The organism is Corynebacterium limaceinasi (genome assembly GCF_046717465.1).
Classification (GTDB): Bacteria; Actinomycetota; Actinomycetes; order Mycobacteriales; family Mycobacteriaceae; genus Corynebacterium.
This window is the reverse complement of the sequence record NZ_CP177100.1, coordinates 1985019-2003727: the sequence shown is the minus strand read 5'-3', so window position 1 is coordinate 2003727 and position 18709 is coordinate 1985019. Positions and strand designations below refer to the sequence as shown.

The 18709-nt window shown below is 59.4% G+C and carries 17 protein-coding genes and 3 tRNA genes; 12 read left to right on the top strand and 8 right to left on the bottom strand.

Annotated features, from left to right (window positions below; translation table 11 throughout):
- Nucleotides 1-34: 34 nt before the first annotated feature.
- The 3 genes from ACLI1Q_RS09725 to ACLI1Q_RS09715 are packed head-to-tail and all read left to right on the top strand — an operon-like array spanning nucleotide 35 to nucleotide 3011.
- Nucleotides 35-1204: an ABC transporter substrate-binding protein gene (locus ACLI1Q_RS09725; RefSeq protein ID WP_239269887.1), complete on the top strand. Its 1170-nt coding sequence runs from the start codon at nucleotides 35-37 to the stop codon at nucleotides 1202-1204.
- Nucleotides 1204-2259, top strand: a complete 1056-nt coding sequence (locus ACLI1Q_RS09720) for a FecCD family ABC transporter permease (RefSeq protein ID WP_239269886.1) — start codon at nucleotides 1204-1206, stop codon at nucleotides 2257-2259. The genes ACLI1Q_RS09725 and ACLI1Q_RS09720 overlap by 1 nt, the downstream gene beginning before the upstream one ends.
- The gene (locus ACLI1Q_RS09715) at nucleotides 2250-3011 is read left to right on the top strand and encodes an ABC transporter ATP-binding protein (RefSeq protein ID WP_239269885.1); all 762 of its coding nucleotides are present in this window, start codon (nucleotides 2250-2252) and stop codon (nucleotides 3009-3011) included. Before ACLI1Q_RS09720 ends, ACLI1Q_RS09715 begins: the two co-directional genes overlap by 10 nt.
- A 100-nt stretch (nucleotides 3012-3111) precedes the next feature.
- Here the strand turns inward: ACLI1Q_RS09715 and ACLI1Q_RS09710 are convergent.
- Nucleotides 3112-3184, bottom strand: a tRNA-Lys gene (locus tag ACLI1Q_RS09710).
- A gap of 209 nt (nucleotides 3185-3393) precedes the next feature.
- Here ACLI1Q_RS09710 and ACLI1Q_RS09705 point away from each other — a divergent pair.
- Nucleotides 3394-4599: a L,D-transpeptidase gene (locus ACLI1Q_RS09705; protein ID WP_411696976.1), complete on the top strand. Its 1206-nt coding sequence runs from the start codon at nucleotides 3394-3396 to the stop codon at nucleotides 4597-4599.
- A 20-nt stretch (nucleotides 4600-4619) separates the two neighbouring features.
- Nucleotides 4620-5564, top strand: a complete 945-nt coding sequence (locus ACLI1Q_RS09700) for an MsnO8 family LLM class oxidoreductase (protein ID WP_370658450.1) — start codon at nucleotides 4620-4622, stop codon at nucleotides 5562-5564.
- A 28-nt stretch (nucleotides 5565-5592) separates the two neighbouring features.
- Here ACLI1Q_RS09700 and ACLI1Q_RS09695 read toward each other — a convergent pair.
- Nucleotides 5593-5668, bottom strand: a tRNA-His gene (locus ACLI1Q_RS09695).
- A 49-nt stretch (nucleotides 5669-5717) separates the two neighbouring features.
- Nucleotides 5718-6359, bottom strand: a complete 642-nt coding sequence (orn, locus tag ACLI1Q_RS09690) for an oligoribonuclease (RefSeq protein WP_023023636.1) — start codon at nucleotides 6357-6359, stop codon at nucleotides 5718-5720.
- Between the two features lie 160 nt (nucleotides 6360-6519).
- Here orn and ACLI1Q_RS09685 point away from each other — a divergent pair, with 160 nt between their 5' ends.
- The gene (locus tag ACLI1Q_RS09685; RefSeq protein WP_239268767.1) at nucleotides 6520-8064 is read left to right on the top strand and encodes an alanine/glycine:cation symporter family protein; all 1545 of its coding nucleotides are present in this window, start codon (nucleotides 6520-6522) and stop codon (nucleotides 8062-8064) included.
- Here the strand turns inward: ACLI1Q_RS09685 and cmrA are convergent.
- From cmrA to ACLI1Q_RS09670, 3 genes are all read right to left on the bottom strand, one after another.
- Entirely contained in the window at nucleotides 8061-8861 is an 801-nt protein-coding gene (gene cmrA, locus ACLI1Q_RS09680; protein ID WP_239268765.1) for a mycolate reductase, read from the bottom strand. The two genes, ACLI1Q_RS09685 and cmrA, sit on opposite strands and share 4 nt — an antisense overlap.
- A gap of 122 nt (nucleotides 8862-8983) precedes the next feature.
- Nucleotides 8984-9057, bottom strand: a tRNA-Arg gene (locus ACLI1Q_RS09675).
- 40 nt (nucleotides 9058-9097) lie between these two features.
- Nucleotides 9098-10021 carry a LysR family transcriptional regulator gene (locus tag ACLI1Q_RS09670; RefSeq protein ID WP_239268763.1) on the bottom strand — a complete coding sequence of 308 codons (924 nt, stop codon included), beginning with the start codon at nucleotides 10019-10021 and terminating at the stop codon, nucleotides 9098-9100.
- Between the two features lie 66 nt (nucleotides 10022-10087).
- Between ACLI1Q_RS09670 and ACLI1Q_RS09665 the strand changes: the two genes are divergently transcribed.
- From ACLI1Q_RS09665 to ald, 6 genes are all read left to right on the top strand, one after another.
- Nucleotides 10088-12139, top strand: a complete 2052-nt coding sequence (locus ACLI1Q_RS09665; RefSeq protein ID WP_370658451.1) for a cytochrome c oxidase assembly protein — start codon at nucleotides 10088-10090, stop codon at nucleotides 12137-12139.
- A 192-nt stretch (nucleotides 12140-12331) separates the two neighbouring features.
- Nucleotides 12332-12928, top strand: coding sequence for a single-stranded DNA-binding protein (locus ACLI1Q_RS09660; RefSeq protein WP_239268759.1), 597 nt, complete (start codon nucleotides 12332-12334; stop codon nucleotides 12926-12928).
- A 110-nt stretch (nucleotides 12929-13038) separates the two neighbouring features.
- The gene (gene ettA, locus ACLI1Q_RS09655) at nucleotides 13039-14709 is read left to right on the top strand and encodes an energy-dependent translational throttle protein EttA (protein ID WP_005277855.1); all 1671 of its coding nucleotides are present in this window, start codon (nucleotides 13039-13041) and stop codon (nucleotides 14707-14709) included.
- Nucleotides 14710-14721: 12 nt separating this feature from the next.
- Nucleotides 14722-15135 (top strand): acyl-CoA thioesterase, encoded by a 414-nt coding sequence (locus ACLI1Q_RS09650; protein ID WP_239268757.1) that lies wholly within the window; start codon nucleotides 14722-14724, stop codon nucleotides 15133-15135.
- Nucleotides 15136-15177: 42 nt separating this feature from the next.
- Nucleotides 15178-15816 carry a hypothetical protein gene (locus ACLI1Q_RS09645; RefSeq protein ID WP_284849548.1) on the top strand — a complete coding sequence of 213 codons (639 nt, stop codon included), beginning with the start codon at nucleotides 15178-15180 and terminating at the stop codon, nucleotides 15814-15816.
- Nucleotides 15817-16075: 259 nt separating this feature from the next.
- Nucleotides 16076-17167, top strand: a complete 1092-nt coding sequence (gene ald / locus ACLI1Q_RS09640) for an alanine dehydrogenase (RefSeq protein WP_284849549.1) — start codon at nucleotides 16076-16078, stop codon at nucleotides 17165-17167.
- A gap of 131 nt (nucleotides 17168-17298) precedes the next feature.
- Here the strand turns inward: ald and ACLI1Q_RS09635 are convergent, their stop codons facing one another.
- Together ACLI1Q_RS09635 and ACLI1Q_RS09630 are read right to left on the bottom strand one after the other, a co-directional pair.
- On the bottom strand, nucleotides 17299-17682 hold the full coding sequence (locus ACLI1Q_RS09635; RefSeq protein WP_284849550.1) for a globin: 384 nt from the start codon (nucleotides 17680-17682) through the stop codon (nucleotides 17299-17301).
- Entirely contained in the window at nucleotides 17683-18687 is a 1005-nt protein-coding gene (locus ACLI1Q_RS09630) for a mechanosensitive ion channel family protein (protein WP_034659037.1), read from the bottom strand.
- Nucleotides 18688-18709 lie beyond the last annotated feature (22 nt).

The window sequence follows — 18709 nt, the reverse complement described above, 5'->3', positions numbered from 1 at the left end:
CAATTCGAGGAATCCGACTAACCAAGGACTCAAGATGGCATATAGATTCCCCAAGGTAATGGCCGTGGTGGCGGCCTCCGCCACCGCACTTGTAGGCTGCAGCACCGACGAAGAAACAACCAACAACGGCGGCGGCAGCGACGATGCTGCCCTGTCCTTCACCGACCTCGCGGGCCGCGACGTAGAACTCGACAAGGCCCCCGAGCGCGTCCTGTTAGGCGAGGGCCGCTCCATCTTCGCCACCGGCATCCTCAATACCGAGGATCCGCTGGATAAGGTCGTAGGCATCGGATCCGACCTGAAGAAGAACGTGCCGGACTACTACAACGTCTTGGAAGAAAAGCTGCCCAAGGTCAATGAATTGCCGGAAATCGGCGGGTTCACCAAGGGCGATGTCACCGTGGAAAACCTGGTGAGCTTGGATCCAGACCTCATCGTGTTGTCCAAGGACCAGTACGACGCCTCGCAAGAGGCAGGCCTGACAGAGAAGATGGATCAGGCAGGCCTCAAGTACGCCGTGACCGATTTCCGCGCCAAGCCGCTGGAAAACACCACCAAGTCCATGGATATTTTCGGTGAGATCTTCGGTAAAGAAGAGCGCGCCAAGGAATTCAACGAAGAGTGGCAAGAAACCGTGGACCTGGTCAAGGAGCGTGCGGACAAGGTAAAGGACAAGCCCAAGACCTTCGTTTGGCGCGCGGCCGGTGTCTCGGACTGCTGTGGCTCGTGGAATGACTCCAATATCTCGCAGCTGGTCAACGTCGCCGGCGGCGAAAACGTGGCCGACGGCATCATCCCAGGCGAATCCGGTGCCCTGACCCCAGAAAAGGTCCTCGAGACTGACCCAGACATGGTGATTGCCACCGGCGGCGATTGGTCCGAAATGAAAGACGATGAGGGCAACCCCGTGGGCTACGCCGCGGTGGGCTATGGCATCGGTGAAGATGAGGCGGAGTCGAGCGTTACCAAGCTGCCGAGCCACCAGCCCGGTTTTGAGAACCTGCGCGCGGTCAAGGAACACAAACTGCACAGCATGTGGCACCAGTTCTACAACTCGCCGTTCAACTACCTGGCGCTGCTGCAGATCGCGGAATGGATCAACCCGGAGGCGTATGAGGATATGGACATCGACAAGCAGTGGATGCAAGCGCAAGAAAAGTACTCGCCGGTTGCTGGCGAGGGAACCTTCTTTAGCACGAATTAATGGTGAGTGCGGAGGTAGCTGCCCTTACGCAGCAACACAAGAAGCTCACCTGGCAGCGCATCAGCATCGTCGCGGGCCTGTGCCTCATTGCGGCGGTGGCGTTTGTGGTCAGCAACTTCGTCGGCGCCATCGACATCAGCCCCGGCGAGGTCATCAGGGGCATCGTGAATCCCTCGAGCCTGGATGACCAGACGCATACGGTGCTGTGGAAGCTGCGCTTGCCGATGGCCGTTATGGCCCTGCTCATCGGCGTCAGCCTCTCGCTGGCCGGCGCGGAGATGCAGACCATCTTGAATAACCCGCTGGCGGAGCCGTTTACCCTCGGTATTTCCGCCGCGGCGGCCTTCGGCGGCGCTAGTTCCATCGTGCTCAAGTGGCAGCTGCTAACCCAGCCGCAGTTCAACCTGGCGCTGGTGGCGTGGTTGTCTGCGGCGGTGGCGACGGCGATCATCGTCGTGGCGGCCATTATCCGGGGTGCGAAAGCGGAGACCATGGTGCTGCTGGGCATTGGTTTGGTCTTTTTCTTCCAGGCCATGCTCGCGCTTATCCAGTACCAGTCTTCGGCCGAGGCGCTCCAGCAGATCGTCTTTTGGTCCATGGGGTCGCTCACGCGTGCGAACTGGGCCGCCAACGGCGTGCTGGCGGGTGTGCTGCTGGTTGCCCTGCCCATTTTGTGGGCGCTGTCGTGGCGGCTTACGGCCTTGCGGCTTGGCGATGCCCGCGCTGCCGCCATGGGCATTAATACCGCGCGGCTACGCGTGGTGGTGCTCATCGTGGTCTCCCTCGTGGCGGCAACGACGGTGGCCTTCGCCGGCATCATCGGCTTTATCGGCCTCGTGGGCCCGCACATCGCTCGTATGCTGGTGGGCGAGGACCAGCGCTATTTCGTGCCCGCCTCCATGGCCGCCGGTGCGGCCGTGATGTGCGCGGCGCACGCGGCGAGTCTGATGATTAAGCCGGGTCTGGCCATTCCGATTGGCATCGTGACCTCGCTTTTGGGCGTGCCGTTCTTTATCGCCATCGTGATGACTCGAAGGAGGGCGCTGTGGACGTAGAACTTACCCTGCGCGGTATAAGCGCGGCCTACGGCAAGCACACCGTGCTCGAAGCGGTAGACGTGGATACGCTGCAAGGCGGTCAACTGGTCGGCCTCTTAGGTCCCAACGCGTCCGGTAAAACCACGCTGATCAAGTCCCTTGCCGGCGTGCACCGCGGGTACAAGGGCGAGGTGGATTTCCTGGTGGAAGGAGAAAGCCCGCGGGGCAAGCGCCGCCGCCAGCTGATTGGCTACGTCCCGCAGGATTTGCCCAGCACCGCGGCGCTGCGGGCGTTTGAGACGGTGCTGATCGCGGCGCGTCGGGAAGCGTGCGAGGACCCTATTACCCGCACCGGCGAGGTGCTGAACGCGATGGGGCTGGACGCCATTGCCTCGCGCTACCTCAACGAGCTATCTGGCGGCCAGCGTCAGCTCGTCGCCGTGGCGCAGATGCTGGTGGGAAATCCCGGCCTGATGCTCTTGGACGAGCCGACGTCCGCGCTCGACCTGCATCGCCAGTTCTTCGTCCTCGAGGAGGTGCGCGAGAAGGCTAGGCGCGAAGGCAGCCTGGGGCTGGTGGCCATCCATGACATCAACCTGGCCGCGCGCATGTGTGACCAGCTGGTGGTACTCAAATCCGGCCGTATTCGTGCCCAGGGCACGCCTGGAGACGTGCTCACGCGCGAACTGGTGGAAAGTGTTTATGGGGTAGAGGCGGACATCGTGGAGCACCGCGGTGTTCCCGTCGTCGCGCCCCAACGCGTGAAATAAGCAAAGGCCGAGCGAGATGCTCGGCCTTTTTGCTAGCCTTGAACTGCTAGCTTTGAAAACGAAAAAATCGCGAGGTACTTGCCTCGCGATTTTGCTGTTGTGCGCCATCAGGGAATCGAACCCCGAACCCACTGATTAAGAGTCAGTTGCTCTGCCAATTGAGCTAATGGCGCAGTGTCGACGTCCTGCCGTGTGGCTCTCTGTGCAACGAGTAGAAACTTTAGCACTCCGGTTGAAAAACTGTAAAATCGCCAGCTCATAGTACATTTCTGGGGGAATATAACAGTTTGGATAATGGTGCGCTTGTTTCTGGTATTTGGGGTGGCAAGGCGATAGTCTGGATTGGTCTTGAAAGAACTACTGTATTTCTAAGGTCTACTTAGTGATTATTTCCCTCCCTAAACCCCGCCGCATTGCTGCTGCGAGCATTGCGTGCATTTCCCTGGTAGTAGCCTCGAGCTCCGTTAATTCCGCCGCTGAAAACCGCTCGGGGGACCAGGAATCTACCTCGAGCTCAGCAGAGAAGTCTGAGCAGAAAGAAAAGTCGAAGCTTTCGGCCTCCGTGAAGGATGGGGCAGAAGACGTCGATCCATCCAAGCCCGTCACCGTGGAATCCACCACCGAGCTCAAGAGCGTGACCATGACCAATGAGCTGGGCGTGGAAGTTGAAGAAAAACTCTCTGAGGACGGCAAGAAGTGGACTACGGCGGAGGATCTTGGCTATAACCACACTTATTCCATCGTGGCCACTGACAAGGATGGCAATAAGAAGAACCTGAGCTTTTCCACCTCCCAGGCGGCGGGCGTCGCCCAGGTGGCGATGACGCCTATCCCCGGCTCTGAGGTGGGTGTGGGCCAGGTTATCGGCGTCAATTTCGGCACCTATATCACCGACCGCAAGGCGGCAGAGGACACGATTACGGTTAAGACCAACCCAGAGGTGGAAGGCGCGTTCTACTGGGTGAATAACCAAGAGGTGCGCTGGCGCCCCAAGGAGTATTGGGAGCCGGGCACCAAGGTTGAGGTCAAGGTCGATCAATACGGCAAGGACCTCGGTGGCGGCATCTACGGCGGGGAAAATACCGGGACGGATTTCACCATCGGGGATCGCACCGTCACGCTGGTGGATAATGCCACCAAGACCATGAAGGTCTACAAGAACAAGGAGCTCTTGCGCACCATTCCGGTATCGCTGGGTCGCGATTATCAATATGACACCCCGAATGGGCGCTATGTCATTGGCGATCAGCACCAGTCGCTGCTGATGGATTCTGAGACCTTCGGGCTTGCGCACGATGCGGGCGGCTACAGCACCGAGGTGGACTGGGCTACCCAGATGTCCTATTCCGGCATTTACGTGCACTCCGCACCGTGGTCCGTGTGGGCGCAGGGTAATTCCAATACCTCTCACGGCTGCATCAACGTCACGCCAGAGGCCGCGCAGTGGTTCCAGAACACCGTCAAGCGCGGCGATATCGTCCACGTAATCAATACTTATGGTGGGACGCTTAACCCCTTGGACGGCTTGGGCGATTGGAATATGCCCTGGGAGGAATGGTCCAAGGGCAACGCGGACGCTAATCAATAATCCGCACAATTTTTAGGCGCATGGCTACAGTGGTGGCCATGCGCTTTTCTATTTTGGACCGCGGGGCGGCAGGCAGACTCGATGGGATAGCCGAGCATGCGCAGCATGTGGAGCGGCTGGGTTTTCGCAGGTTTTTCCTCGCCGAGCACCACGGGGTGCCGGGCATCCCAGCGGGCCAGCCGGGCATGTTGGCTTCGCACGTGGCGGCGCGCACGCAGCGCATTCGCGTGGGTACCGCAGGAATTATGGTGCTCAACCACCCGCCGTTTCTAGTCGCGGAACAGATTAACCTCTTGGAGGCGCTGTACCCCGGCAGGATCGATATTGGGTTGGGCTCCTCGGTGGGCTTTACGGCGCCAGTGCGCAAGGCGCTGCGCCAGGGCGATCCGCTGGAGCTCAAGCCGCAGTTCGAGAACGAGGTCGAGGCCCTGTTGCGCTACCTGCGCGGAGAGGCGGCGGTGACGGTGCGGCCCGAGTATGCGGGCACGCCCATCTATATCCTCGCCGGCTTCCGGTCGGTCAGGGTGGCCGCGCGGCTGGGATTGGGTGTCATCCTGGGCGGGCCCGTAGAAATGCAGGAAAAGGCGGCGCGGCTCTACCGCGAGCATGCGCTTGCCGATGCCCCACCTATCATCTCCTCCCTCAATATCGCCGTGGCCGATACCGCGGACCAAGCGCGGGACCTTTTGCTGCCGGAGTCCTATGCAAAGGTCATGGCCCAGTCCACCGGGGAATTCGCGCCGCTGCGCCCAGCCCGCGAATTGGATCTGGAGGGGCTAACGAGCCAGCAACAGCGCCGCATCGACGAGTCCCTGGGCCACGACGTCTGGGGGACGGTGGGGGAAGTGGGGGAGGAACTAAGGGGCATCGGCAAGCAGCTGGGCGTCGATGAGTTCCTGATTACCGGAGACATGCCGGATCTCGCGGGGAGGGCCCGCTCGGAGGAAATGGTGGTGGAGATATAAAAAATCCCGAGCACGGGGCTCGGGAGATTGGGGTGGCTGACGGGACTCGAACCCGCGACAACCAGGATCACAACCTGGTGCTCTACCAGCTGAACTACAGCCACCATCGTTGCGCGAAAGCAACGAGATATAGGTTAACTCACGCCGCGTAAATTACAAAAACGCCTGGTAATCGGCGGTGGTTTCGGCCTTGAGCTCCTCGGCTTCGGTAGAAGTTGGGCCCTCATCGGTGCGAAAGACGCTGCGGCGATAGAAATCGAGCTCGCGGATGGACTCGATGATGTCCTGCAGCGCGCGGTGGGCCATGCCCTTATCGGGCTGGTTGTAGTAGGCCCGCGGGTGCCAGCGCCGGGCGAGCTCCTTGATGGTTGAGACATCGATCATGCGGTAGTGCAGCGCCTCATCTAGCCGCGGCATATAGGTGCGGATGAAGGTGCGGTCGGTGGCGATGGAATTGCCGGCTAGGGGAGCCGGGTGCTCGCAGTGCTCGTTGATGAGCGCCAGTACCGCGTCCTCGGCCTCGCGGATGGTCGTGGTGGACTGGCGGATTTCCTTATCGAGGCCGGAGTTTGCGTGCATTTCGGTGACGAAGGAATCCATCTGGGATAGTTCCTCTTCGGTGGCGTGGACGACGAGATCGATGCCCTTGCCAAGGATGTTGAGGTTGCCGTCCGTGATGACTGCGGCCACCTCGACGATGACGTGGCGTTCCGGGTCGAGGCCGGTCATTTCCAGGTCGATCCACACGAGGCGATCATATTTTGCGGCGATTTCGGGAGAAGACATGCGTTCCATTCTAACCCCGACTGACGGGGCCCTCCGCGCGCCCCGATCTGCACCCCGAAAAGCAAAAGAAAAATTTACCTATCGTTTTACCGACACGGGGGAGTGATTTACGGCATACTTTCTATATCGTGCTTCACAAGGGAGGTGCGAATGACTAAGGAGTTTCTCGATGGCAAACTTTCTCGATGCCCTCAATTCCATAATTTGGTCGCCCGCCCTCGTGTTTTTGTGCTTGGGTGCGGGTGTTTATTTCACCGTGATAACGCGGGGCCTGCAGGTCCGTTGCCTACCGGATATGCTGCGGCAAATTTCCAAGGGCGAAAAATCTGACGACGGTGTTTCTTCCTTCCAATCGCTGATGGTCTCTCTATCCGGCCGCGTGGGCGTGGGTAATATCGCCGGCGTGTCCACGGCCATTGCCTTCGGTGGCCCGGGTGCGGTGTTCTGGATGTGGGCTGTGGCGCTTTTGGGCTCGTCCACCTCCTTCATCGAGTGCACCCTGGCGCAGATTTATAAAGAAAAGGACCAGGACACCGGCGAGTACCGCGGTGGCCCGGCTTATTACATCGAAAAGGCGTATAAGCACACCAAGGCTGCGCCGTTCATGATGGTCTATGGCATCCTCTTTGCCATCGCCATGATTTTGGCCACCAGCTACTTCCTGCCGGGCATTCAGGCCAATGCTGTGGCCGCAGCGGCCGATACCGCGTGGGGTATCAATTCCACCTGGGCCGCGGTAGTCCTGGCCGGCATTTTGGCCACCATCATTATCGGTGGCGTCAAGCGCATCGCTAACTTCGCCACCCTAGTCGTGCCGTTTATGGCTGCGATCTACATCGGCATCTCCATCGTCGTGATGCTCATCAACTACTCGCAGATCCCAGAGGTCTTTGGCCTTATCTTTAAGTCTGCCTTTAACCTCGAGGCCGGGTTCTCCGGCATGCTGGGTGTGGCCATCATGTGGGGCGTTAAGCGCGGTATTTACTCCAACGAGGCTGGCCAGGGCACCGGCCCGCAGTCCGCTGCCGCCGCGGAGGTCTCCCACCCGGCCAAGCAAGGCTTCGTGCAGTCCTTCGCCGTGTACATCGACACCCTCTTCGTGTGCTCCGCAACGGCGTTTATGATCATCTCCACGGATATGTACACCGTCTTCCGCGGCGAATCCGAGGATGGCGAGGTTGTCTACCAAGGCTCGCTTCCCGATGACGTCGCAGTCGGCCCCGGCTTCGTCCAATCCGGCCTCGATAGCGTCTTTGCTGGCTGGGGCCCGACGTTTATCGCCGTGTCCATTGCCTTCTTCGCCTTTACCACCGTGCTGGCGTACTACTACATGTCCGAGGTCAACCTGACCTACTTCAACCGTTGGGTCAAGTCCCGCGCGGTTCGTCGCGGCCTAGTATGGGCGCTGCGCATCCTGATTATCGTCTCGGTCATCGTGGGTGCTACCACGACTCCGGGCTCGGCCTGGGCGCTGGGCGATATCGGCGTGGGCACCACCGCATGGCTAAATATCATCGCCGTCCTCTTCCTGCAGGTGCCGGCGCTCAAGGTCCTGAAGGACTACGAGAAACAAAAGAAGGCGGGCAAGGATCCGGAATTCGACCCAGAGGCGGTGGGCATCAAGAATGCCGATTTCTGGGTGGACCGCAAAAACGCCCGTGCGGCGGCACAAGCGGCCAGCAAGCAAGCCGCCGGCGAGAATGCGGAACGCTAGCTCATCTGGGAATAAAACCGCCCAATGAGCGGCGCGATGACTGGGGTCGGCAGCACCTTGCTGACCACGTTCATCGCCTTTGACAAGGGGCCAGGGACCACGCGTCGCTGGCCTTTTTGCATGGCCGCGATGGTCTCTTTGGAGCAGGACTCATACGTGGTCCACAGCGCATCGGGCACGACCTTATCCACGATGGTCTGGTCCTCTTCGGCGATGGTCGCCTCACGTACCGGCCCAGGAGCTAGCAGGGTACAGCTGATGCCAGAGCCCTTGAGCTCATAGTGCAGCGCCTCCGTAAACGCATTCACCCCGGCCTTGGTAAAGACGTAGGTCGCGTTATTGGGGATGGGGATATTGCCGGCCGTTGAGCCCACATTGCAGATGGCGCCCGCACGCCGCGGGAGCATGTGTTCCAGCGCGGCGCGGGTCAGGCGGTGCACGGCGGTGCCGTTTAAGGCGAATTGGGAGGTCTCGTAGCCCCAGTCCTGGTCCATGAAGGGCCCGAAGCTGGCGATGCCGGCGGAATTGACCAAGATGGAGACTTTCTTGGAGGAGATGGTGTCAATGACCGCCTCGACGCCCTCATCGGTGGCCAAATCCGCGGGTAGGGCACTGGCCTCAATGTGGTGGCGGCGCTGAAGTTCTGTGGCTAAATCTTCCAAGATTTCGCCGCGCCGGGCAACGAGGATGACGTTATAGCCCATCGCCGCGAAATCGTGGGCCATCGCCTTGCCGATGCCCTGGCTAGCGCCCGTAACTAGGGCGTAGGAGGTACGAGATGGTGCCGGAAGTGACATTGTCGAGCCTTTCGAGGGGGGCTAGGTTCTAAAGACCCCAGCGTAGACAAAAAGCCGGCACGCTGCGAAAAAGTCTCGAGGCATCGTAGCTTTAAGAAACGATGCCTCGAGACTTCAGACGGTGCCCCCAGCAGGACTCGAACCCGCGACACATGGGGTAGAAACCCACTGCTCTAATCCGCTGAGCTATGGGGGCTGGACAGCACACTCATATTAGCCCACAGCCACGGCGATTCCTAAGCCAGGGGGCGGGCGGAATCGTGCGCGCGCAGAATTTCGATCAATTCTTGGGCGGCAGGGGTCAGTTCGCGGTCGGAGCGATACGCCAAGATGGCATGGAATCGTGGAAGATCCTCTTTGACCGTTAGTTTAGCGATGCCCTGCGGATGCAGTGCGGGGGCGCATCGCGGCATGAAGCTGATGCCAAAGCCGCTGGAAATCATCGGGATGGCGGCATGCAGCGATGCGACGTCTTGAATGTGATCCGGCTTGTAGGAGGGGTGGTGTTCCCACAGTTCATCGTAAAGCTCCGCCATGCCGGGAAGCTCGCGGCAGTGGGGAGGAACCAGCCAGGTTTCCTCGCGCAAGTCCTGCAAGGAGACGGGGGAAGGAAGATCTGCCATGCTCTCTGGCACCGCAAGGGAGTAGTCGAATTCGGCGACGTCGTGGACGGTGAGCTCGGGGGAGTAGCGGCGGATGAAGGCTTTGGGGTCGGACGTCGGCAAGAGCGCGAGGTCCACCTGGCCCTCCAAGAGCCGCTTGATGGCGGTGGCGGCGGTGGAATCATCCAGGCTGATGCGAGCTGAGGGGTGGATTTCGGTGAGCTCGGAGAGGATGGAGGGGGTAAATTCCCAGTTCAAAATGGGACACGACGTCAGGGAGACGGTATTGGCGTTATCGCCGGTGATTTCGCTGATGTGGCGCTGGGCATCGGCCAGCAGGGCATCGACCTTAAGGGCGGTGTCATAGACATAATCACCTGCCTCCGTGGTGGTTACGCCCGAACGACCCCGGGACAGCAACTGGGTATTGAGCTCCTTTTCCAATTTGCGGATGGAAAGGCTCAGGGAGGGCTGGGTCATTTCGAGGGCTGCGGCGGCATGGGTAAAGGACCCATTGTCTACAACGGCACGGAAATAAAGAAGTTGACGGGTGTCCATAAGTCCTATCATGGCACATCCAGGGAGAAAATATGCGTTCGCTTTGCATTAGGGTGGCCCTATAGAATGCGAGCTATGGTCAATAAGCTGGTCAAAGGCACGCAGTCTGGAACGCAAAAACCCCGTCCTTCCTGGGGGATTTTTATTGCAGCAATGCTTTTTGCTGGCTTGCTCGCCGGGTTCATTTCCTTGTTCTTATTGGCGGATTCCTTGGCCGCCTTGGGCATTCCGGACCCAGGACGGATTACCACCTTCGGCCTGCCGCTGTTCCGTGGGCTGGCGTGGCTATTGATGGCGCTATCCGTGGGGTCCTTTTTGGCCTCGTCGTTTCTCATCGCCCCGCGCGGGGAGAACGATTCCCTCATCGAGGCGCCTTTATCGGTCGACGGCCATATCGCCGCCCGCACTGGCACGTGGTCGGCCTTCGGTGCTGCGGCCGTGGGGCTGGTAGAAATCCCGATGATCATGTCGGACCTGACCGGCACGCCGTTTTTTAAGGTCTTCAACCTGACCATTTTGAAAATGGCCTTTACGGAAATTTCCTCCACCATCGTGTGGGGCATTGCGGTGCTCATCGCCCTTACCGTGGGAATTATTGGCAGCCTCAGCCGCACCTGGGCCATGCAGCCGGTGCTGCTTTTGCTGTCCATCCTGCAAGTAGTCCCCATCGGCCTTGAAGGCCACTCTGCGACCGGTGGCGATCACGATTACGGCACGAACTCGCTGCTGTGGCACCTGGTATTTGTGATGCTGTGGGTGGGCGGCCTCATGGCGCTCATCGCGCATGGCCGGCGCCTGGGCCCGAACCTCCCCTTCGCGGTCAAGCGATATTCCGCCATCGCTTTCATGGCCATCGTCGTGCTGGCGGTATCCGGCCTAATCAATACGCTCATCCGGATGGATATTTCGGACCTGCCGCAATCGCCTTACGGCATTATCCTGATCACCAAGTTCGTGCTCACCATCCTGCTGGGCATTTTGGGGCTTATCCACCGCGAACTCACCATCCCGCAGTTAGATAAAAACCCGCGGCTCTTTATCCGCATCGCCATCGTGGAGCTCGCGGTCATGGCGGGCACGATTGGCGTAGCCATCACCCTGGGGCGCACCGTGCCGCCGCCACCGCGGGATCCGAACTTGAGCTCCATGCAGATCCTCATGGGCTATAACCTGCATGAGGCGCCCACGGTATTCAATATCTGGACGATGTTCCGCTTTGACATCATGTTTGGCACGATTGGCCTGCTCATGGCCGCGGCATATGGCTACTGCGTTTACCGCGTGCACAAGCGCGGGTTGAGCTGGGACAAGGGACGCACCGCGTGGTTTATGGTCGGCTCGCTGGGCCTTACGCTTGTCATGTCCACCGGCCTCGGCCTGTACATGCCCGCAATGTATTCCATCCACATGCTGGTGCACATGATTTTGTCCATGACCATTCCGCTGCTCATGGTGCTAGGCGCGCCCGTCACCTTGGTCATGGAGGCCTACGAGCCGGGTCCAAAGGGGCAGCCGAGCCCGCACGATTATGCCTTGGCGCTGACCCAATCTAAGTTCGTGCGGGTCATTACCAATCCCTTCGTGAACTTGGCGCAGTACCTCTTTTTCCTCTACGTGCTCTATCTTTTCCCGAGCCTGTACGAATTCGCCATTTCGGAGCACGCCGGCCATCTCATCATGAACTACGTGTTCCTCATTTCCGGCTACTTCTACTTCTGGGAGGTCATTGGCCCAGATCCCTTGCCTAAGCGCCATTCCACGCCCTTCCGGCTTGGCATGCTTTTCTTGTCGATGCCCTTCCACCTCTTCGCCGGGGTCTACCTGATGCAGCTGCAAACGGTGCTTGGCCTCGACTTCTATCAGTATCTCGAGCTGCCTTGGGATCAGGACTTGCTGCAGGATCAGCGCGTGGGCGGGGGTATTGCCTGGGGCTTTGGCCAATTCCCCTTGGTCATTGTCTTTGGCAAGCTCTTTTTGGATTGGCTGCGCGATGACCGCGCGACCGCACGGCGCCACGATGTGCAGGCGGAGGCGGACGACGATGCTGAGCTCGCCCGCTATAACGCGATGCTGGAGGACATGAGCCACGGCGATGAAAGCGGCTTCCGCGGGCACTAATTTATTGCCCACCTGTGGATAACCCGCCCGAAAGTGACCATCCTGGGGCCGCTTTGTTGAGGGGAACAACAAGTTATCCACAGCGCTGGGCGGCATGGCATGGTGCGGTTTGCGCTGCGGCAGCAGGATGTGAAGGCGAGCGAGGGACATACCACTCGCGAACTCACAACCTAGTAAAGGAATTTCAGCACCATGTCTCAATACCCAGTAATGTTAACCGGCCGCCTTACCCAAGATCCCATCCTGACCAAGACCTCGACCGGCGCATATAAAACCAAGCTGCGCATCGCATCCTCCCGGCGCGTTCCTGATCGCCCCGCCGATACCGGTACCGACGCCGAAAACCAACGCGGCCAGCAGCAGTGGCGCGATGTAGACCACCTCTTTATTGACGTGGAGATGTGGAACCAATTTGCCATCAACGTCAAGAAATCCCTGGCCAAGGGCATGCCGCTATTGGTCTGCGGCTCGATCGTCTCTGATCAGTGGCGCGATGATGAGGGCAAGGACCATTACCGCACCTTTATCAAGGCGCAGTATGTGGGCCTAGACCTAAACCGCCACGTCATCGGCGCAAAGCGCTTGGCGCCGCAGTATAACCAGGAAAACATCGCCATCCCTGAGCTTGGCGATAATGAGGTGGAACCGGACGTAGATAACTCCGCGCCGGGCGATACCGCCGCTGATACCGCTGCAGACCGCATCCAAGCGGGAAATAGTGCAGCAGCCCAGGACGGCGAGCAAGTAGCAACGCAAGAAGAGGAGGCCGCCGAAACCGTGCATGCATAGCGCCTGCCATCCGCCTCGGGTTCGCCCGACCCGAGGCACCTAGGCGCGCATTCTGATGTAGTGTTTGTGTAGATAAATACGTCTCCCAAATTTTTGCAAAGGGGTAAAAAGTGGGCGAATTCATCTACACGATGAAAAACGTGCGCAAGGCAATTGGCGATAAGGTCATCCTTGATGATGTCACGATGGCGTTCTACCCGGGCGCCAAGATTGGTGTGGTCGGCCCCAACGGTGCCGGTAAGTCCTCCATTCTGAAGATTATGGCCGGTTTGGATCAGCCTTCTAACGGTGAGGCATTCCTCGATCCGGGTGCCACCGTGGGCATCCTGCAGCAGGAGCCGCCGCTGAATGAAGAAAAGACCGTGCGCGGCAACGTCGAGGAGGGCCTCGGCGATATCTTTGAAAAGAAGCAGCGCTTCGAGGAAATCGCCGAAGAGATGGCGACCAATTACAGCGATGAGCTCATGGCGGAAATGGGCAAGCTGCAAGAGGACTTGGATGCCGCCGATGCATGGGAGGTTGATTCCAAGATCGAGCAGGCGATGGAGGCATTGCGCTGCCCGCCTTCCGATGCCCCGGTGACCAACCTCTCCGGTGGTGAGCGCCGCCGCGTGGCCCTGGCCAAGCTCCTGTTGACGGAGCCGGACCTGCTACTTTTGGACGAGCCCACCAACCACTTGGACGCCGAGTCCGTGGAATGGCTGGAAAAGCACTTGGCGGATTACCCAGGTGCCGTCCTAGCCGTCACCCACGACCGTTACTTCCTAGATCACGTGGCCGGCTGGATCTGTGAGGTGGACCGCGGCAAGCTGTACCCGTACGAGGGTAATTACTCCACCTACCTGGATAAGAAGCAAGAGCGCCTCCAGGTCGCCGGCAAGAAGGACGCCAAGCTGCGCAAGCGCTTGAAGGACGAGCTGGAATGGGTACGCTCCGGCGCCAAGGCTCGCCAGGCCAAGAACAAGGCTCGTTTGGAGCGCTACGAAGAGATGGCTGCAGAGGCGGAGAAGTATAAGAAGCTGGACTTCGAGGAAATCCAGATTCCTACGCCGCCACGCTTGGGCAATAAGGTCGTCGAGGCAAAGAACCTGGTCAAGGGCTTCGATGATCGCACCCTGATTAAGGACTTGTCCTTCACCCTGCCGCGCAATGGCATCGTCGGTGTTATCGGCCCGAACGGTGTGGGTAAGACCACGCTGTTTAAGACCATCGTTGGTTTGGAAGAACCGGATGATGGCTCCGTTGAGGTCGGCGAGACCGTCAAGCTGTCCTACGTGGACCAGAATCGCGAGAATATCGACCCAGAGGCTACGGTGTGGGAGGTCGTCTCCGGCGGGCTGGATTATATTCACGTTGGCCAAAATGAGATGCCATCGCGCGCGTACCTTTCCGCCTTCGGTTTTAAGGGCCCGGATCAGCAAAAGCCGTCGAAGGTGCTCTCCGGCGGTGAGCGCAACCGCTTGAACTTGGCGCTGACCTTGAAAGAGGGCGGCAACCTTATCCTTCTTGACGAGCCAACCAACGACTTGGACGTCGAAACCCTGGGTTCGCTAGAAAACGCCTTGGAGAAATTCCCGGGCTGCGCCGTTGTTATTTCCCACGACCGCTGGTTCTTGGACCGTACCTGTACCCACATTCTGGCGTGGGAAGGAAACGTTGCCGAGGGGCAATGGTTCTGGTTTGAGGGTAACTTTGGTGACTATGAGAAGAACAAGGTGGAGCGTCTGGGAGAAGACGCCGCCCGTCCTTCTCGCGTCACTCACCGCAAGCTCACCCGATAATCCCTGAGGAGAATGATGGCGACCGATAACGCGCATACCCACCAAGTGCCCACCCGCTGGGGCGATTTCGATATGTACGGCCACATGATGAACGCCAACTATATCGAGGTTGCCCAGGAGGCACGCTTGGCTTTTGCCAAGGAGAATATCTATGCCAAGGGCATCGATTTCATGGCCTTGGTGCGTCATCTCGACGTGGACTATATGCGGCCCATTCCCTTTGAGGGCAATGCCCACGTCATCGTGGAAACCTCCGTTTCCCAGATCGGTTCGTCATCCTTTACCACGACCCAGCATGTCAAGACCGCTGCTGGGGAGGTAGCGGCCACGGTGAACTGTGTGCAGGTTGTCATTGACAAGAAGAAGCACACCCCGCGCCCGTTGACGGATGAGGAAAAGGATATTCTGCAGATGAGCGCCTCTTAAACGGCGCACTGTGCACACATAGAAAGGTAGGGCCCGCAAGCCATGGTCACCGAGTCGCTTGAAGTTCGCAGCGGAGGACCTGGCTTACGGGCCCTTCTTGCGCGCGCAGTCGGGGTAGACGCGAATGCATCGGTGCGCCTGCGCCAGCTTGCCGATGACGTCGTTGATGCCTTCGTTACCACCCCCTTCGAGGTTGTCGCCTCCCGGCGGGTGCAGGGGAAAGCCTCTCGCGATGGGGCAGTGGGGTCCGCTGGGACGCTGGAGCAACAGCTAGCGGAACACGATGGCACCGGCATTATGGAACTCGGCCCAGCCCGTGATGTGTCGTGGCCGGGCGCATTGCCGCCGGCCACCGGTTTTAGCGTGGTGGATACCCTGCCGGTGACGGTGGTTCGCGAGCTTTCAGATCAAGGCCAGAAGCTGACCCGGGAGTTTTCTGGACCCATGGGCCCGCCACCCAGCCTGCTTAATCAAACCGTGGTCACGGTTGAAGGCAATGGACAGACGGTGGAAATCCCGATGCGGATGATCTTCGCCTGTACCAATCTAGGCCTCATTCCGGGGTTTTCTGCCTCTATGGATATTCCGCGGCACCTGCGAGTATCGAGCCTAGGTCGGTGGGTGCGCCTTGATGCGCCGTTTGGCAGCATCTACCGTTCCACGCGGCTATCGGTTCTGTAGTTACTCCCCGAATCTGGGATCTCACCGTCTAAAAACAGACAGTGAATAATACCTATAACCCAATAGTCGGGGGTAGTGGGTATTTTCCGAGTGTGCATTTTTAACCCCATACACTGCGGTATCGAGTAAAGCGCGATTATTATTGTCACCCCCGTTCGTGAAATACGCACAAACTTATATTCTCCTTCGCATTCTGCGTTAGCCTGACAGCTAGAAATAATTTTTCGCCGCTGTAGCCAACACATGAAGGAGAACCTCCGTGCGCATTTCTGTACCCAAAGAAATCATGAATAATGAAAGCCGCGTCGCCCTCACCCCAACCGAGGTGCGGACCTTGGTTACTGATGGGCACGAGCTTTTCATCGAATCGGGCGCGGGCGTAGGCGCGTCCTTTCCCGACGAGAAATACGTAGAGGCTGGTGCCACCATCGTCGATTCTGCGGACGAGACGTGGGCCAAGGCCGAGCTCCTGCTGAAGGTAAAGGAGCCGCTGGAATCCGAGTACCAGTACCTTCGCTCGGATCTCACCGTCTTTACCTACCTGCACTTAGCGGCGGATCGCCCGCTGACGGAGGCGCTGACGGAATCGAAGACGACCTCGATTGCCTATGAAACCGTTACGGACCGCCGCGGCACCCTGCCGCTTTTGACCCCTATGTCCCAGGTTGCTGGGCGCTTGGCCGTTATCGAGGGCTCGCACCACCTTTTGTCCACCCAGGGCGGCCGCGGCCTCTTGGTTTCTGGCATCCCGGGCACCCAGCCTGCGCGCGTGGTGGTCATCGGCGGCGGCCAGGTAGGTGCGTCCGCCGTGGCCATGGCGCACGGTCTGCGCGCAGAAGTCACGGTCCTGGACGTGGATCCACACGTCCTGCAGCGCTTTGATGACCAGTACGCCGGCGGCGTGCGTACCCTGATCTCTGACCCATCCACTCTGGATAAGGAGCTGGAGGAGGCCGATCTCGTCATTGGCGCCGTCCTGATTCCAGGCGCTGCGGCACCGAAGCTGGTGCGCGAGGAGACCGTGAAGAAGATGAAGGAGGGTGCGGTGCTTGTCGATGTCGCCATCGACCAAGGCGGCTGCTTCGAGAACTCGCGCAAGACCTCCCATGACGAACCGACCTTCAAGGTGCACGACACCCTCTTCTACTGCGTGGCCAATATGCCCGGTGCGGTGGCCAATACTTCGGCCCGCGCCTTGGCCTCGGCGACGCTGCCGTATATCCGCGCGGTGGCTAACGACGACCTGGATGCCGCGATCGAGCGCTTCCCAGGTCTGCGCTCAGGCGTGATGACCCGCGGGGGCAAGCTGGTATCTGAGCCGGTACGCCAGGCTTTCGACTGGAAAGACTAAGCATCCGGCAGCGCTAACTTGGCGCTAGCGCACAGTAAAAGAGGCCCGCGCACTACCTAATGTGAAAGTGCGCGGGCCTCTTTGTACAGCTTGCAACGCTTGCACAGGCAGCGCTACAAGCAGTTGAAAAATTAAGGCGCTCTGTTGATGAGCATGGCGGCGACGCGCTGCATGTGATCCCAAAGCATGGTGCGATACGCCGGCGGGATGGTGTCTTCCTCGATGCTATCGAGGGATTTTCCCATCAGCTCGAGCCAGCGGTCGTGAGCTTCCATATCAATGGGAAAGGTTGCATGCCGCATGCGCAGGCGCGGGTGGCCGCGGTTTTCGGAGAAGTGTTGGGGACCGCCCCAGTACTGAATCAGGAACCAGGTAAGGCGCTGTTCCGCGCCTTCCCAATCCTGATCCGGGTACATGGGGCCAATCACGTCGTCTTCTTTGACCTGGTCATAAAAGCCATGCACGAGGCGCTCAAAGGTAGGGGTGCCACCGATGGCTTCATAGACGGAATTCATTTAGGCATCGTCTCCCTTATGCGGATTGGCAATGCCGATGCCGTGTGGGTACGGGGTGGTAATGCCCTCTGCGTGCATGACGTTGAGGACGCGGGACTGGACAAAGCGCTGGACATCCCACTGGCGGCCCGGCAGCGTCTTGGTGGACACGCGGAAGGATACGTAATCCGGCTCGAACTTGGACATGCCGTCGATGCGCGGGGTGCTGAGCACCATCTTGCGGATCTTTTCGTCCTTGACGGCATCCTTGACGGCCTTGTCGATGACCTCGCCGGCAACCTCTGGGTCATTGGATAGCCCGACGGGGATTTGGATGCGGGCAACGGAGTACTCATCGGAGTGGTTAGCCACCTGCAGGATTTCGCCATTGCGGACGTACCACAGGGCACCGTCGATATCGCGGACGGTGGTAATGCGCAGGGAAATGGACTCGACGTCACCGAAGACGCCGTTGCCCAGGTCAATGACATCGCCAATGCCGTATTGATCCTCAATGAGCATGAAAATACCGGAGAGGAAGTCTCGGACCAGTTCCTGCGCACCGAAGCCGAGGGCAACACCGATAACACCGGCTGAGGCGATCAGCGGGGCGACGTTGACTTCCAACTCGTCCAGGATGGCAATGCCGGCAGAAACCCAGACCACGATGGCGACCGCCGAGCGCCCTACGCCGGCGAGGGTCTTAATGCGCGAGGCGCGGCGCGCCTCCCTGGTTTCTCGCAGGGTGTCATCCGGTTGGCCGTCCTCCGCAGACCTGCTGCGGCTGCGGCTGGGCTTTTTGAGGGTGGAGGCCTTAATGCTGTTTTTCGCCAGCCGGTTGATGAGGTGGCGCAGCGCCCAGTGCGCAATGAAGGCCAAAATGATAATGAGGCCGATGCGGATGGGTCGCTCGATAAGCCAAAGTTGAACGTTCTCGTCGTTCCAGAAGCTCGATACGGACTCTACTGCATCGTCTTTTTTCTCTGCAGCGCCCTGAGCCATGGTAAATAGGTTCGTACTCATCATTCTTTCTTGATCGTGGACACAA

Excerpts from the sequence above, each read along its gene's own strand:
- ACLI1Q_RS09725 (WP_239269887.1), top strand. The coding sequence starts at position 35 with ATGGCATATAGATTCCCCAAGGTAATGGCCGTGGTGGCGGCCTCCGCC.
- ACLI1Q_RS09720 (WP_239269886.1), top strand. The coding sequence starts at position 1,204 with ATGGTGAGTGCGGAGGTAGCTGCCCTTACGCAGCAACACAAGAAGCTC.
- ACLI1Q_RS09700 (WP_370658450.1), top strand. The coding sequence starts at position 4,620 with ATGGCTACAGTGGTGGCCATGCGCTTTTCTATTTTGGACCGCGGGGCG.
- orn (WP_023023636.1), bottom strand. The coding sequence starts at position 6,359 with ATGGAACGCATGTCTTCTCCCGAAATCGCCGCAAAATATGATCGCCTC.
- ACLI1Q_RS09685 (WP_239268767.1), top strand. The coding sequence starts at position 6,520 with ATGGCAAACTTTCTCGATGCCCTCAATTCCATAATTTGGTCGCCCGCC.
- cmrA (WP_239268765.1), bottom strand. The coding sequence starts at position 8,861 with ATGTCACTTCCGGCACCATCTCGTACCTCCTACGCCCTAGTTACGGGC.
- ACLI1Q_RS09670 (WP_239268763.1), bottom strand. The coding sequence starts at position 10,021 with ATGGACACCCGTCAACTTCTTTATTTCCGTGCCGTTGTAGACAATGGG.
- ACLI1Q_RS09665 (WP_370658451.1), top strand. The coding sequence starts at position 10,088 with ATGCGAGCTATGGTCAATAAGCTGGTCAAAGGCACGCAGTCTGGAACG.
- ACLI1Q_RS09660 (WP_239268759.1), top strand. The coding sequence starts at position 12,332 with ATGTCTCAATACCCAGTAATGTTAACCGGCCGCCTTACCCAAGATCCC.
- ACLI1Q_RS09650 (WP_239268757.1), top strand. The coding sequence starts at position 14,722 with ATGATGGCGACCGATAACGCGCATACCCACCAAGTGCCCACCCGCTGG.
- ACLI1Q_RS09645 (WP_284849548.1), top strand. The coding sequence starts at position 15,178 with ATGGTCACCGAGTCGCTTGAAGTTCGCAGCGGAGGACCTGGCTTACGG.
- ACLI1Q_RS09635 (WP_284849550.1), bottom strand. The coding sequence starts at position 17,682 with ATGAATTCCGTCTATGAAGCCATCGGTGGCACCCCTACCTTTGAGCGC.
- ACLI1Q_RS09630 (WP_034659037.1), bottom strand. The coding sequence starts at position 18,687 with ATGATGAGTACGAACCTATTTACCATGGCTCAGGGCGCTGCAGAGAAA.